Here is a 13,880-nt window from a genome sequence, read left to right as displayed (position 1 = left end):
GCAGCGATTCGTGCCGAAGACGGGGTCGCGCGCGCTCTCGACGTGCTCGGCTTGTAAAGGCGGGATGCCCCCGGCTTGCCCCGACGCCGCAATATCGCGATAGCGCCGCCGTGCGCACCTTATTCTCGACTCTGCTCTATCAGCAGCCGCTGGGCGACGACGCCCTGATCGCCGATCTCGAGGCGTCGTGCCTGCAACTGGCCGAGGACGACACCGCCGGCCGGCGCTGGTGCCGCGAAAACCATTATCGCGGCTATACCAGCTATGCCTCGCTCGACGATCTGCCGATCCGCGATCCGGCCTTTGCCGACCTCAAGCGGCTGCTCGACCGCCATGTCGCCAGGTTCGCCGAGGCGTGCGGCTTCGATCTCGGCGGGCGCAAGCTCAAGCTCGACAGCCTGTGGGTCAACGTGCTCGACGGCAAGGGCGGGCACGGCTCGCACATCCATCCGCATAGCGTCGTCTCGGGCACCGTCTATGTCGCGCTGCCGCCGGGGTCGCGCGGGCTCAAGCTCGAGGATCCGCGGCTCGCGATGATGATGGCCGCGCCCACGCGCCGCCCCGACGCGCCCGAATCGCTTCAGCCCTTTATCGAGGTGCTGCCCGAACCCGGCACGATCCTGCTCTGGGAAAGCTGGCTGCGGCACGAGGTGCCCCCCGGCGCGGGCAGGGAAAAGCGGATCAGCGTCAGCTTCAACTATCGCTGGTGATCGCAACGGCATGAAAAAGGGGCGGCCCGGCCGGTCGCCGGTCCGCCCCCTTTCGTCACGCCGTATCGGCTCAGTTGGCGGTGCCGCGCGTCCCCGGCCGTGCGGGTGGGCGGCTCGATGCCGCGGCGGCAAGCGCCTCGTCATACCAGCCGTCGAGGTCGCGGTGTATCTGCGCCAGCGCGTCGGGGTTCATGTAGACCATGTGGCCCGCCTCGTAATAGGTGAAGCGGACATTCTTCTGGAGCTGCGGGTCGAGCAGCATGTGGCTGACGTCGAATTCGGTGCCGAAGAACGGCGTCGCGAAATCATAATAGCCGTTGATGAACAGCACCTTCATGTACGGGTTGGTGCGCATCGTATAGGCCAGGTCGGCCGCGCTGTTCGGCGCGAGCTGCGATCCCTCGTCACCGGGAGGATTGTGCTTCCAGTCCCAGCTCCAGCCCGGCCCGCGCGCGGTCATGCGATACGGCATGTCGGTCTTGAACCCCAGCGTCTTGGTCGCATAGTCCTGGAACGTCGCGACGAACGCGCCCGAAACCGCGGTCGATGCCGGGTCGTCGCTGGGGCTGTCGGCATTGGCGTCGGTCATGTTGAGCAGGTAGCGCGAATCGAGCCGTCCCACCGCCAGCCGCCGGTCGCGCAACAGCTCGGTCTGGAAATGCGACAGCGTCAGGCGCAGGTCGGCGCGCAGGATGAAGGCTTCGCTGATGCCGGTATATTCGGCCATCTTGCGCGCGATCGCCTGCTTTTCCTCTGCAGAGATGGTCGATCCCTTGGCCAGCGCCGCGGCATAGGGGCCGGTGGTGAAGGCACGGACCTCGTTGATGAAGCTGCGCAGGTCGGCCGGGCGGTTCGCCAGCCGGTTGTGATACCATGCGGTCGCCGCCATCGTCGGGAACAGCGTCAGATAGTTCTGGTCATAGCCCGACTGGCGCACGCCATAGTTGAGGATGGTCGAAAACTGCACCATCCCGTTCAGGCTGAAACCCGCCTGTTCCAGCTTGGCCGCCACCACCGGGTTGCGCAGCGTGCCATAGCTTTCGCCGAACAGGAACTTGGGCGACGACCAGCGCCCGAACTTGCTCGTATAGCGCATGATCGCGCGGGCAAAGCCGTCGGCATCCTGGTCGACGCCCCAGAAATCCTTGCCCGTCTTTTCGCCCAGCGGCCGCGACCAGCCCGCGCCCACCGCGTCGATGAACACCAGGTCGCTCTTGTCGATCAGCGAATGGGGGTTGGGACCGAAGCCATAGGGGGCCGGGCGGATATATTCGGGATTGGCGGTCGTGACGCGCACCGGGGCAAAGCTGCCCATGTGCAGCCAGATCGTCGGCGACCCCGGCCCGCCATTGTAGAAGAACGTCACCGGCCGCGCGCCGGGCGCCGTGCCGTCGCGCGTATAGGCGGTGTAGAAATAGGATGCGGTCGGCTTGGCGTCGTCGTCGCGGATCGTCAGCGTGCCCGCGGTCGCGGTATAGGCGATGCGCTCGCCGTTCACCGTCACCGCGCCGTGGCTCACCGCCTGCGCTTCCTCCACCGGCGGGCGCACCCACGCGGCTTCGGCCTCGGCCTTCATCTGCTCCTTGTGATCCTGGCCCCCCCGGGCCGCGGCGGCGTCCTTGCCCTTGTCCTGCGCAGCCGCCGGGGCGGCAACGGCGAGGAGCAGGCACAGGGCGATCGTGTGTCGCATTGCGAAACAACCCCTTTTGTGTCTGAGGCGGCGAACCTTGCAGAGCGCGTCGGGCAACACAACCGGCAAGACGGTGCGCCGGGCGGAAAGGCGGCGGCAGGGCGTGCGCCGGCGCGGCGATGCGGAAGCATTTGGCCCCGGCGCTCGCAATCCCTATGTGAAGAACCCAGATGGCAAGACCAAAGCACCAGCCGGGGATGCCCACGCGGCAACAGATCCTCGATTTCATCACGTCCTCGGATACCCCGGCGGGCAAGCGCGAGATCGCGCGTGCCTTCGGCCTCGGCGGGCAGGAAAAGATCGCGCTCAAGGCGCTGCTCAAGGACATGACCGACGAGGGGCTGATCGACATCGCCCCCGGCCGCGCGTTCCACCGCATGGGCGGGCTGCCCAAGGTGACGGTGCTGCGCGTCACCGATGCCGACGGCGACACCGTCTGGGCGGTTCCCGAACGCTGGGAGGCAGAGGGCGTGCCCGTGCCGCGCATCCGCGTGCGCGAACGCGGCAAGCGCAGTGCGCTCGGCCCCGGCGACCGCATCCTTGCCCGCACCGAAGAGGCGGGCAATGGCTGGATCGCGCATCCGATGAAGAAGCTTCAGCGCGGCGAGGCGCTGATGCTCGGCGTACTGCGCGAAGAGGCCGGGCGGCTGTGGCTCCAGGGCGTCGAAAAGAAGGAACGGCGCGACTTCCCGGTCTCCGATGCCGGCGGCGCCGAACCGGGCGACCTCGTCCTTGCCGAAAAGACCGGCCGCCCGCCGCGCGTCACGGCAAAGGTCGTCGAACGGCTCGGCGATCCCTTCGCCCCGCGCAGCTTCTCGCTGATCGCGATCCACCGCCACGGTATCCCCAACGTCTTTTCCGAGGAATTGCTCGAAGAGGCGACGCGCATCGCCGATCAGCCGCTCGGCGATCGCGAGGATCTGCGCCACCTGCCGATCGTCGCGATCGACCCCGCCGACGCGCGCGACCATGACGACGCCGTCTGGGCCGCGCCCGACGACGATCCCGCCAACGCCGGCGGGTGGAAGGCGATCGTCGCGATCGCCGATGTCAGCTTCTATGTCCGTCCGGGCTCGCTGCTCGACCGCGAGGCGCGGCGGCGCGGCAATTCGGTCTATTTCCCCGATCGCGTCGTGCCGATGCTGCCCGAGGTGCTGTCGGCCGAAATGTGCTCGCTCAAGCACGGCGTCGATCGCGCCGCGCTCGTCTGCCATCTTCAGGTGGGCAAGAACGGGGCGCTCAAGGGCTGGCGCTTCACGCGCGCGGTCGTCCGGCTTGCCGCCAACATCGCCTATGAGGAGGCACAGGCCGCGATCGACGCGCATGCCGCGCGCGCCGCGCTGCCGGAAAGCGGCTGGGATCCGGCGCTGGTCGAATCGGCGCTGGTACCGCTCTGGGACTGCTGGCGGGCGCTCTATGCCGATCGCGAGCGGCGCGAACCGCTCGATCTCGACCTGCCCGAGCGCCGCATCGTCCTCGACGAGATGGGCCGCATCCTTTCGGTCGCCCCGCGCGAACGGCTCGACGCGCACAAGCTGATCGAGGATTACATGATCGCCGCCAACGTCGCCGCCGCCAAGGCGCTCGAGGCGAAGAAGGCGCCCGTCATGTACCGCATTCACGAGCCGCCCGCGCGCGAGAAGCTCGTCGCGCTCAAGGACTATCTCAAGACCTTCGGCATCGACTTCGCGCTCGGCCAGGTGATCCGTCCCGCCACCTTCAACCGCATCCTCGAGCGGGTGGGGGAGGCCGATTTCCGGCCGCAGGTGATGGAACAGACGCTGCGCACCCAGACCCAGGCCTATTATGGGCCGCAGAATGCCGGCCATTTCGGGCTGGCGCTCGGCTCCTATGCCCATTTCACCTCGCCGATCCGCCGCTATGCCGATCTGATCGTCCATCGCGCGCTCGTCAGCGCCTACCGGCTCGGCCCGGGCGGCCTGTCGGACGAGGATGCGGCGAACATGGATCGCGTCGGCCAGCACATCAGCGACCTCGAACGCCGCGCGATGGAGGCCGAACGCGAGACGGTCGACCGTTATGTTGCCGCCTATCTCGCCCAGCATGTCGGCGAGGTGATGGAGGCGCGGATCACCGGGGTCCAGAGCTTCGGCTTCTTCGCCACGATCGAGGGGATCGGCGGCGACGGGCTGGTGCCCGCGCGCGATCTCGGCGCCGAATATTTCCATTATGACGAGGCGGGCCAGCGGCTCGTCGGCGAACATAGCGGCGAGGCGTTCACGCTCGGCCAGCGGCTCGCGCTGCGGCTGGCCGAGGCCAATCCGGTCTCGGGCGCGCTGCGCTTCGAACTGCCCGACGGCAAGGGCTCGGCGGGCGGCCCCGGCAGCAACAGCGGGGCGGGGCGGCGCAAGGGCGGGCCGCCGCGCGTGCTCAAGCGGCGCGGCCGGCCCGGCAATATCCGGCATCAGGGGCGGCGCTGACGCGCACCGCCCCCGCCGGTTCGTCCGCGTCGGGCGCGATCAGTCCTCGATCGTGAAGCGCAGCCCGGCATGCGCTTCCAGCCGGCGGCGCAGCGGCTCGGCCATCAGCGCGCCGGGCGTCCAGATGCCGCCGCCCGGCCCGACGTCATGGGCCAGGCACAGCGCCGCCTGCGCGATCATCCGGCTGGTCGAGCCATAGCCCGGATCCTTGTCGCCGTGCACCGATGCGGTGACGTGCGCGCCGTCGGGCATCTCGGCGATGAACGCCACTTCGTAATGGCCGTTCTCGCGCTCTTCCTTGCTCGGTCCTTCGCCCGGCGCCGGGCCCTTGTCGCCGCCCATCGGGTTGAGCTTGGCAAGCGCCTCGGCCGCCGCCTTGCCCAGCTCGCCGATCCCCGGGGCGACCATCATCTCGTCATAGGTGAAGTCGGTGCCCCAGCCGTGCCCCGACAGGAAGTTGGTGCGGTGGACATTCTTGGTGTTGATGACCGCCATCACGAACGGCGCGACCCAGGCGTCGATCGCCGCGTCATGGTGCGGGATCATGCCGTTGGGCTGGGCGGGACCGTGAAAGCCGGGGGTCAGCGCGAACGGGTCGATCATCAGCTTGGCGATGCCCGGCTCGCGTGCCGCCGCCGCCATCGTCGCCCGCGCGCTGGCAAAGGTGCCGCCCGAAAAGGTACCCTTCATCGAACGGATGCGGCCCTTGACGCGCGGCGCGGGGCGGCCGAACCGGCGGATCGCCTCCTGCTCGACGCTCCACACGCCCAGGTCGAACGGGATCGAATCGAACCCGCACGAAAACACGATCCGCGCGCCCGTCTCCTTCGCGCGCGCCTCGTATCGGTCGATCATCTGGCGCATCCAGGCGGGTTCGCCGCACAGGTCGACATAGCCGGTGCCCGTCTCGACGCATGCCGCCAGCAGCGGCTCGCCGTAAAGCTGGTACGGCCCCACCGTCGTCAGCACCACCGCGGTCCGCGCCGCCAGCTCGCGCAGCGCGGCGGGGTCGTCGGCATTGGCGGTGAACAGCGGCGTGTCGGCCGGCGCGCCGATCTCGTCGCGCACCGCCTCCAGCTTGGTGCGCGACCGTCCCGCCATCGCCCAGCGGATCGGCGTCTCCCTGGCGTGCGCCACCAGATATTCGGCGACCAGCTTGCCGGTGAATCCGGTCGCGCCGTAAACGATCACATCGAAATCGGCCATCGTTCATCCCCTCCATCGCATGCGGCCTCCTGGCCGTCGCGGTGCAGCCTAGCGGGCGTTTCGCGCCGCCGCCAGCACGGGCGAAGGGGCGGGCGCGTTCAGCCGATGTCGTTGAACTGCAACGCCGCCAGCCGGGCATAGAGGCCGCCGCTCGCGACCAGCTCGGCGTGCGTGCCCGTCTCGACGATGCGGCCCTCGTCCATCACGATGATCCGCCCCGCCGCGCGCACCGTCGCCAGCCGGTGTGCGATCACCAGCGTGGTGCGCCCCTGCATCAGCCGCTCGAGCGCGTCCTGCACCAGCCGCTCGCTCTCGGCGTCGAGCGCGCTCGTCGCCTCGTCGAGCAACAGGATCGGCGCATCGCGCAGCAGCGCGCGCGCGATCGCGATCCGCTGGCGCTGCCCGCCCGAAAGCCGCGCGCCGCCTTCGCCCAGAAAGGTATCGAGCCCCTGCGGCAGCTCGCGCAGGAAATCGGCGGCATTGGCCGCCTCGGCGGCCTGCCAGATCGCGTCGTCGCTCGCGTCCCACGCGCCGTAACGCAGGTTGTCGCGCGCCGATGCGCCGAAGATCACCGTTTCCTGCGGCACCATCGCCATGCGGGCGCGCACATCGGCGGGGTCGGCGTCGCGGATCGGCACGCCGTCGATGCGCAGTTCGCCCGCCTCGGGATCGTAAAAGCGCTGGAGAAGCTGGAACAGCGTCGACTTGCCCGCGCCCGACGGGCCGACCACGGCCACCGTCTCGCCCGGCGCGACATAGAGCGAGAAGTCCTTGAGCGCCGAAACCTCGGGGCGCGTCGGGTAACGGAACGTCACCTGGTCGAACGCGATCGCGCCTTCGGCCGGGACCGGCAACGGCACCGGGTTCGCGGGCGGCGCGATGTCGGGCTCCTGCTGCAACAGCTCGGCCAGCCGGCTCGCCGCGCCCGACGCGCGCAACAGGTCGCCATAAACCTCGGTCAGCGCGCCGAACGACCCCGTGACAAGGCCCGCGGTGATGACGAAGGCGGTGATCGCGCCGCCGCTGATCCGCCCCGCCGCGACGCCCGAAACCGCGTCCCACATGATCAGCGTGATCGCCGTGAACAACAGCCCGATCACCAGTGCGGTCATCACCGCGCGCAGCCCGAACCGGCGCTGCGCCGCCTGAAAGCTGCGCCCGACCGCGCCCTCGAACCGCGCCGCCTCGCGCTTTTCCTGGCCGAACGCCTGGACGATCCGCATCGCCCCCAGCGTTTCCGACGCGATCGCGCCGATGTCGGCGATGCGGTCCTGGCTCGATCGCGACAATGCGCGCACGCGCCCGCCCAGCCACACGATCGGCAGCACCACCACCGGGATGCCGACGATCAGATAGGCCGCGATCGCCGGCGCCAGCGTGAACAGATAGATGATCCCGCCCACGCCGGTCAGCAGGTTGCGCAGCGCCATCGACACGGTCGACCCGACCACCTGCTCGACGATCGCCGTGTCCGACGTCAGCCGCGACGCGATCTCGGACGGGCGGTTCTCCTCGAACCATTTGGGCGGCAGCCGCAACAGGTTGCGGTGGACGGCGATGCGGATGTCGGCGACGGTCCGCTCGCCCAGCCACGACACGAAGAAGAACCGCACCGCGGTCGCGATCGCCAGCGCCAGCACGACGCCCAGCAGCCCTTCGAAATAGACGCTGATCTCGCTCGTGTCGGCGCCGGCGCGAAAGCCGTTGTCGACGATCTGCTTGAACGTGCGCGGGATCCACAGCGTCGCAAGCGACGATGCGGTCAGCGCGACGAGCGCGACCGCGATCTGCACCGGATAGCGGCGTGTGAAGCTCCACACGACGAGCAGGTTGCTGAGCTTGCGCTTGGGCTGCGGCGTGGTCGTGTCGGGTTCGGCCATGGCTGCGGCCTAGCGCGAATGCGACGCCGGGGAAACTGCCGAGTGCATGTGTGCGGCGAGTCGCGGCGCGTCCCGCCCGTCCATCGCGCGTCGCCGATCGGGCGGCCGCGTTGGCGGGCGTTGTCACAAGGACGGCGCGCAGGCCCTTGGGCGTGCTGGCAAAGCTGGCATCGCGGGGGTTTTCCGTTGCGGCACCCTCCGGCTGCGGTCGGCCCGGATGGGAACGCCAACAGGGTGTTAACGTTGCGTCATGAGGATGCGCGCGTGTAAAGGATCGGTTCTGCCCCCGCCGGGGGCCGGTGCCCCGGTCTATAAAGATCTATGGTCGACGCCGCCCCGCGCGGGCGCGGTGGTGGAAGGAATCACATGCTTTACAACGCCTATGAGATTCAGCGTTCGATGCTGGCGGGGGCAAGCGCGCTCGCCAATTTCGGCGCGGGGCTGCTCAACAACCCGGCCAATCCCTTCGCCTATTTCGGCGGCGGGCCGGTGCTGGCGTCGGCGCTCGAGGTGTTCGCCCATGCCGCCGCGCCGCGCGGCAAGCCGGCCTTCGGGCTCGATCAGACCGTGATCGACGGCCGCACCGTGGCGGTGCGCGAGGAGATCGTGCTGCGCAAGCCGTTCGGCCAGCTCAAGCGTTTCGTCCGCGACGGCGTCGAGGGCGGGCCGAAGCTGCTCGTCGTGGCGCCGATGTCGGGCCACTATGCCACGCTGCTGCGCGGCACCGTCGAACGCATGCTGCCGGTCGCCGATGTCTACATCACCGACTGGCGCGACGCGAAATGCGTGCCGCTCGCCGACGGGCGCTTCGACCTGGACGATTATGTCGACTATCTCGTCGACTTCCTCGCCGCGATCGGGGCCGAGGGCGATCCGCGCGCGCATGTGCTCGCCGTCTGCCAGCCGTCGGTGCCCTGCTATGCCGCGGTCGCGTTGATGAGCGCCGATGCGCACCCCAACCGGCCGCACACGCTGACGATGATGGGCGGCCCGATCGACACGCGCGAGGCGCCCACCGCGGTCAACACGCTGGCGACCGAACGCCCGCACGCCTGGTTCGAACAGAATGTCATCACCAGCGTCCCCGCGCTCTATCCGGGTGCCGGGCGCCGCGTCTATCCGGGCTTCCTCCAGCTCGCGGGCTTCATGACGATGAACCTCGGCAACCACATGATCAGCCACTGGGAGATGTTCAAGCATCTCGTCCAGGGCGATGATGAAAGCGCCGAGGCGACGATGCGCTTCTACGACGAATATCGCGCGGTGTGCGACATGACCGCCGAATTCTACCTCCAGACGATCGACACCGTGTTCCAGAACCATTCGCTGCCGCGCGGCGAGATGTTCCATCGCGGCCGCCGCGTCGATCCGTCGGCGATCACCGACGTGGCGCTGCTCGCGGTCGAGGGCGAACGCGACGACATTTCGGGGCTGGGCCAGACGCGCGCCGCGCTGACGCTCGCCACGCGGCTGCCGGAAACGCACAAGCAATATCACATGGCCGCGGGCGTCGGCCATTACGGCATCTTCAACGGTTCGAAATGGCGCACGCGCATCGCGCCGGTGCTCGAACAGTGGATCGCCACGCACGGCTGACCGGCGATCCCGGACCCGGGGCAGGGGCGGCGCCTCGTCGCCGTCCCGCGCCGCGATCGGCCCGTCATGGGCAATCAGTCATCGGCGCCCAGTCATCGGCGCCCAGTCACCGGCGCCCAGTCATCGGCGCCCAGTCATCGGCGCTCAGTCATAGGCCCATCGCGCCACGTCCCAGATCGCCCAGGCGGCGAGCGCCCATAGCGCCAGCACGATCACCGCGCCCGCCCAGCTCGTCGGGCGCTCGGCGGCGGTCTCGGCCTCGGCGCGATACTGGTCATACAGCGCCGCCGGCACCATTCGCCGGAACAGCCATACGCCCAGCGGCACGATCAGCGCGTCGTCGAGCAGCCCCAGCACGGGGATGAAATCGGGGATCAGGTCGATCGGCGACAGCGCATAGGCGGCGACGGCAAGTCCCAGCAGCCGTGCGGCCAGCGGCGTGCGCGGGTCGCGCACTGCCAGCCAGACGGCGTGCGCCTCGATGCGGATACGGTGTGCGAGCGATGGACCCATGGCCCGGCATCGCCCGCCGCGCCTCGCAAAGTCAATCCGCGTCCGCCCCGGCGCGCGGCCGGGGACGGTCGTCGGAACGGGGGCGGGGCGTCAGTGCGAGCGCGCCTCGGCGGTGGTGTCGACGCGTGCGTGGCTGCCCTCCTCGTCGGCGCGGATGCGGCCGCCGAACAGCATCTTGATCGCGCCCGAAACCGACATGTCGGTCTCCCACAGCTCGGCGCTGTCGATGTCGAAGCGCAGCAGCGCCAGGTTGGGATCGTCCTTGCCGCCCGGAAACCAGGCCTCAACCTGCTTGTTCCACAGCTTGTCGATCATCGCGAAGTCGTTGTCGACCTGCGCCCGGCCCGCCAGGCAGGCGAAATAGTCGTGCCCCTTCGACACGAACTGGATCATCGCATCGCCGCCGCGGGCCATGCGATTGTCCTTGCCGATAAAGAAAAACAGCGTGTCGACCTGGTCGTCGTCGAGCTGCGCGGTCAGCGGGATGCTGTGCTTGCCGTCGTTCAGCCCCGCCATCACGAACGGGCTGTCGGCCAGCTTCTTCCACAGATGCTGCTTGAGTTCGGCGATATCGGCCATCGGTTGCTCCTCTCGTTTCGCGGTATCGCCGCAAACAACGAAGCGTGGCCGAACAATATCCGGGGCGGGTGACGCCCGCGGGTATGGCAATCGGGACATCCGGCCCGCCCGCCCCGCCGGAAGGGGGGGCGGGACGGGCCGGTGTCGGGTGTCGGCTTACAGGACTTCGAACAGCCCCGCCGCGCCCATGCCGCCGCCGATGCACATCGTCACGACGACATATTTGGCGCCGCGACGCTTGCCTTCGATCAGCGCGTGGCCGGTCATGCGCGCGCCCGACATGCCATAGGGGTGGCCGATCGAGATCGCGCCGCCGCTCACGTTGAGCAGCTCGTTGGGGATGCCCAGCTTGTCCTGGCAGTACAGCACCTGCACCGCGAACGCCTCATTCAGCTCCCACAGGCCGATATCGTCCATCTTCAGGTTGAAGCGCTCGAGCAGCTTGGGGATGGCATAGACGGGGCCGATGCCCATCTCGTCGGGCTTGGTGCCCGCCACCGCCATGCCGACATAACGGCCGAGCGGGGTCAGCCCGCGCTTCGCCGCGACGCTTTCCTCCATCAGCACGCACGCCGCCGACCCGTCCGAAAGCTGGCTGGCGTTGCCCGCGGTGATCGTGCCGTTCGGCACCACCGGCTGCAGCGACTGCAGGCCTTCCAGCGTGGTCTCGGGCCGGTTGCCCTCGTCCTTGGTCAGCGTGACTTCCTTCTGGGAAACTTCCTTGGTTTCCTTGTTGACGACGTTCATCACCGCCGTCACCGGCACGATCTCGTCGTCGAATGCGCCCGCGGCCTGCGCGGCGGCGGTGCGCTGCTGCGACTGGAGCGCATAGGCATCGGTGCGGTCGCGGCCGATGCCATAGCGTGCGGCGACGACCTCGGCGGTCTGCAGCATCGGCATATAGGTGTCGTTGTGCATCGCGATCAGCTCGCGGTCGGGCTCGACGCGCATCGCCGGGGTCTGGACGGTGCTGATCGATTCAAGCCCGCCGCCGATCGTGATGTCCATGTTGTCGGTGATGATCTGCTTGGCGGCGGTCGCGATCGCCATCAGGCCCGACGCGCACTGGCGGTCGATCGACATGCCGGCCACGCCGACGGGCAGCCCGGCGCGCAGCAGCGCCAGCCGTGCGATGTTGGGCGCCTGCGTGCCCTGCTGGAGCGCCGATCCGAACACGACGTCGTCGATCTCGGCGGGGTCCAGCCCGGCGCGCTCGACCGCCGCCTTGATCGCGTGCGCGCCCAGCGTCGGCCCCGGCACCGCGTTGAACGCGCCGCGATAGGCGCGGCCGATCGGGGTGCGGGCGGTGGAAACGATGACTGCGGATCGCATGTTGGTTCCTCTTCCTTGCTTGGCCGCGGCACCGCCGCGCGCCGACATTCCTCAGACGTAGATCAGCGAAATCCACTCGGCGATCACGGCGGGCTTCGCCTCGCCCTCGATCTCGAGCACATATTCCTGCACCTGTTCCCACACGCCGGGCTGGCGCTCGGTGAACGACAACAGGCGAAAGCGGCCGCGCACGCGGCTGCCCGAACGCACCGGCGTGACGAAACGGACGCGGTTGCCGCCATAATTGACGCCCATCCGCGCGCCCGCGATCGGCGGCATCCCGCTGCGTGCGCCCAGCATCGGCATCAGCGACAGCGACAGGAAACCGTGCGCGATCGTCCCGCCGAACGGCGTCGCCGCGGCGCGCGCGGGGTCGACATGGATGAACTGGTGGTCGCCGGTCGCCTCGGCAAAGCGGTCGATCATCGTCTGGGTCACTTCCACCCAGTCGGATACGCGCTCCGAACCGACCTGATCGGCCCATTGCTGCACGCTGATCGCTTCCACGCCGGCCCTCATCCCCACGGCCCGTTCCGGGCCTTTGCCCCTGTGTAGGGGCGGGCGGGGGTGCGCTGCAAGCCCCCCGAGAGACCGTGGATTGGAAGATGTTGCGCGACGTAGCGTCCGCGCCCGAAAAAATGTGCGTTTCGCGCGCTCCGCCGCGAACCCGATGTTCGAAACGGGCCGTGCGCCGGGGCCGGGGGCGGCGGCGCCGCATCCGCCCCCGGCTCGAATCAGCGCCCTGTCACCGTTCGCCCGGCTCGCGGTCGACGCGCATCACCGGCTGCACCTCGGGATAGGGCAGCACCAGCTTGCCGTCGGGCGCGGCGGTATAGCTCGTCTGGGTGGGATAGGCGAAGCTGATGCCCGCCTCGGCAAAGCGGCGCAGGATCGCCGTCGCGATGCGGTCGCGCGTCGGATGCGCGACGCCCCAGTCGCTGCCCGGCACCTCGACGATCAGCTCGTAATCGAGCGTGCTCGCGCCGAACGCGCTGAACCCCGCGCGCGGCGCCGTCGCGCCGTTCGCCTCGACGATCTCGCGCAGCATCGCCGGGATCCGGTCGAGCGTGTCGGGCGGCGTCTCATACGCGACGCCCAGCATGAAGCTGAACCGGATGTGCGTCCGGTCGGTGATGTTCTGGAGTTCCTTGTCGAGCAGCTGGCGGTTCGAGATCACGCGCAGCTCGCCGTTGAACGATCGCACGCGCGTCGATTTCAGTCCGATCGCCTCGACCGTGCCCGTCGTCTGGTCATAGGCGATGTTCTGCCCCACGCGGAACGGCCGGTCGAAGATGATCGCCAGCGCCGCCAGCAGGTCGCCGAAAATGCCCTGCGCGGCCAGACCGATCGCGATGCCGCCGACGCCCAGACCGGCGACCAGCCCGGTCACGTTGACGCCCAGGTTGCTCAGCACCACGACCACCGCGATCGAGAACAGCGCGATGCTGATCAGCAGGCGGACGATCCCCAGCGCGCTCGCCAGCCCCTCATAGGCGGCCGATTGCGAGCTGGCGCGGTTCTCGATCAGCCCGAAAATGACCTCGCGGATCCAGATCGCGGCCTGGAACACCGCCGCGATCGTGAACAGGAACCGGATCGTCGTCGCCACTACCAGCGGCGGCCCGGCATAGCCCGACACCAGTTGCAGCGCGACCATGACGATGAAGAAATTGCCCGTCCGCGCCGCCGTCCGGCCCAGGATCGTGTACCAGCTCGCGATGCCGTCGCCGCGCCGGCACAGCTTCAGCGCCCAGGCGCGCAGCGCGTGCAGCGCGACGATGATCGCCGCGGCGACTCCGGCGGCGATCAGGATGTTCAGCCAGTTGGTGCCGATCCACGTCATGGCGTCCTCGGCCAGCGTCGTCGTCTGGGCCTTCAGCACCTGGGGCGGGGGCAGGATGGGGGTGGCGGTATTGTTGCTCATGCGTCTCGC

General features: G+C 69.1%; 11 protein-coding genes. 3 read left to right on the top strand and 8 right to left on the bottom strand.

Annotation, left to right across the window (positions count from 1 at the left end; genetic code table 11):
• Positions 1 to 110 precede the first annotated feature (110 nt).
• Positions 111 to 710 carry a TIGR02466 family protein gene (locus ACT3CF_RS14555; RefSeq protein ID WP_478423948.1) on the top strand — a complete coding sequence of 200 codons (600 nt, stop codon included), beginning with the start codon at positions 111 to 113 and terminating at the stop codon, positions 708 to 710.
• A gap of 70 nt (positions 711 to 780) precedes the next feature.
• On the opposite strand, the gene ACT3CF_RS14550 is transcribed toward ACT3CF_RS14555, so the two are convergent.
• Positions 781 to 2,400 (bottom strand): S10 family peptidase, encoded by a 1,620-nt coding sequence (locus ACT3CF_RS14550; RefSeq protein ID WP_478423946.1) that lies wholly within the window; start codon positions 2,398 to 2,400, stop codon positions 781 to 783.
• Between the two features lie 170 nt (positions 2,401 to 2,570).
• Here ACT3CF_RS14550 and rnr point away from each other — a divergent pair, with 170 nt between their 5' ends.
• Positions 2,571 to 4,841, top strand: coding sequence for a ribonuclease R (gene rnr, locus ACT3CF_RS14545; RefSeq protein WP_478423944.1), 2,271 nt, complete (start codon positions 2,571 to 2,573; stop codon positions 4,839 to 4,841).
• A gap of 39 nt (positions 4,842 to 4,880) precedes the next feature.
• Here rnr and ACT3CF_RS14540 read toward each other — a convergent pair whose 3' ends face one another.
• The gene (locus ACT3CF_RS14540) at positions 4,881 to 6,047 is read right to left on the bottom strand and encodes a saccharopine dehydrogenase family protein (protein WP_478423942.1); all 1,167 of its coding nucleotides are present in this window, start codon (positions 6,045 to 6,047) and stop codon (positions 4,881 to 4,883) included.
• A gap of 98 nt (positions 6,048 to 6,145) precedes the next feature.
• A complete protein-coding gene (locus ACT3CF_RS14535; protein WP_478423940.1) occupies positions 6,146 to 7,927 on the bottom strand; it encodes an ABC transporter transmembrane domain-containing protein in 1,782 nt (593 codons plus the stop codon).
• Between the two features lie 366 nt (positions 7,928 to 8,293).
• Between ACT3CF_RS14535 and ACT3CF_RS14530 the strand changes: the two genes are divergently transcribed.
• Positions 8,294 to 9,523 (top strand): polyhydroxyalkanoate depolymerase, encoded by a 1,230-nt coding sequence (locus tag ACT3CF_RS14530; RefSeq protein WP_478423939.1) that lies wholly within the window; start codon positions 8,294 to 8,296, stop codon positions 9,521 to 9,523.
• A 144-nt stretch (positions 9,524 to 9,667) separates the two neighbouring features.
• Here the strand turns inward: ACT3CF_RS14530 and ACT3CF_RS14525 are convergent, their stop codons facing one another.
• The 5 genes from ACT3CF_RS14525 to ACT3CF_RS14505 form a co-directional block, all read right to left on the bottom strand.
• Positions 9,668 to 10,036, bottom strand: coding sequence for a YkvA family protein (locus tag ACT3CF_RS14525; RefSeq protein ID WP_478423937.1), 369 nt, complete (start codon positions 10,034 to 10,036; stop codon positions 9,668 to 9,670).
• Between the two features lie 90 nt (positions 10,037 to 10,126).
• Positions 10,127 to 10,615 (bottom strand): pyridoxamine 5'-phosphate oxidase family protein, encoded by a 489-nt coding sequence (locus ACT3CF_RS14520; protein ID WP_478423935.1) that lies wholly within the window; start codon positions 10,613 to 10,615, stop codon positions 10,127 to 10,129.
• Positions 10,616 to 10,771: 156 nt separating this feature from the next.
• On the bottom strand, positions 10,772 to 11,947 hold the full coding sequence (locus ACT3CF_RS14515) for an acetyl-CoA C-acyltransferase (RefSeq protein WP_478423933.1): 1,176 nt from the start codon (positions 11,945 to 11,947) through the stop codon (positions 10,772 to 10,774).
• Between the two features lie 51 nt (positions 11,948 to 11,998).
• The gene (locus ACT3CF_RS14510; protein WP_478423931.1) at positions 11,999 to 12,454 is read right to left on the bottom strand and encodes a MaoC family dehydratase; all 456 of its coding nucleotides are present in this window, start codon (positions 12,452 to 12,454) and stop codon (positions 11,999 to 12,001) included.
• Between the two features lie 238 nt (positions 12,455 to 12,692).
• The gene (locus ACT3CF_RS14505) at positions 12,693 to 13,871 is read right to left on the bottom strand and encodes a mechanosensitive ion channel family protein (RefSeq protein ID WP_478423930.1); all 1,179 of its coding nucleotides are present in this window, start codon (positions 13,869 to 13,871) and stop codon (positions 12,693 to 12,695) included.
• Between the last annotated feature and the right edge of the window lie 9 nt (positions 13,872 to 13,880).

Source organism: Sphingomonas chlorellae (genome assembly GCF_056485145.1).
This window is presented reverse-complemented; position numbering and strand designations above follow the sequence as displayed.

What these genes read in the sequence shown, in the direction of transcription:
- ACT3CF_RS14520 (WP_478423935.1), bottom strand. Translation starts at nt 10,615, where the DNA reads ATGGCCGATATCGCCGAACTCAAGCAGCATCTGTGGAAGAAGCTGGCC.
- ACT3CF_RS14550 (WP_478423946.1), bottom strand. Translation starts at nt 2,400, where the DNA reads ATGCGACACACGATCGCCCTGTGCCTGCTCCTCGCCGTTGCCGCCCCG.
- ACT3CF_RS14540 (WP_478423942.1), bottom strand. Translation starts at nt 6,047, where the DNA reads ATGGCCGATTTCGATGTGATCGTTTACGGCGCGACCGGATTCACCGGC.
- ACT3CF_RS14535 (WP_478423940.1), bottom strand. Translation starts at nt 7,927, where the DNA reads ATGGCCGAACCCGACACGACCACGCCGCAGCCCAAGCGCAAGCTCAGC.
- ACT3CF_RS14505 (WP_478423930.1), bottom strand. Translation starts at nt 13,871, where the DNA reads ATGAGCAACAATACCGCCACCCCCATCCTGCCCCCGCCCCAGGTGCTG.
- ACT3CF_RS14525 (WP_478423937.1), bottom strand. Translation starts at nt 10,036, where the DNA reads ATGGGTCCATCGCTCGCACACCGTATCCGCATCGAGGCGCACGCCGTC.
- ACT3CF_RS14515 (WP_478423933.1), bottom strand. Translation starts at nt 11,947, where the DNA reads ATGCGATCCGCAGTCATCGTTTCCACCGCCCGCACCCCGATCGGCCGC.
- ACT3CF_RS14530 (WP_478423939.1), top strand. Translation starts at nt 8,294, where the DNA reads ATGCTTTACAACGCCTATGAGATTCAGCGTTCGATGCTGGCGGGGGCA.
- rnr (WP_478423944.1), top strand. Translation starts at nt 2,571, where the DNA reads ATGGCAAGACCAAAGCACCAGCCGGGGATGCCCACGCGGCAACAGATC.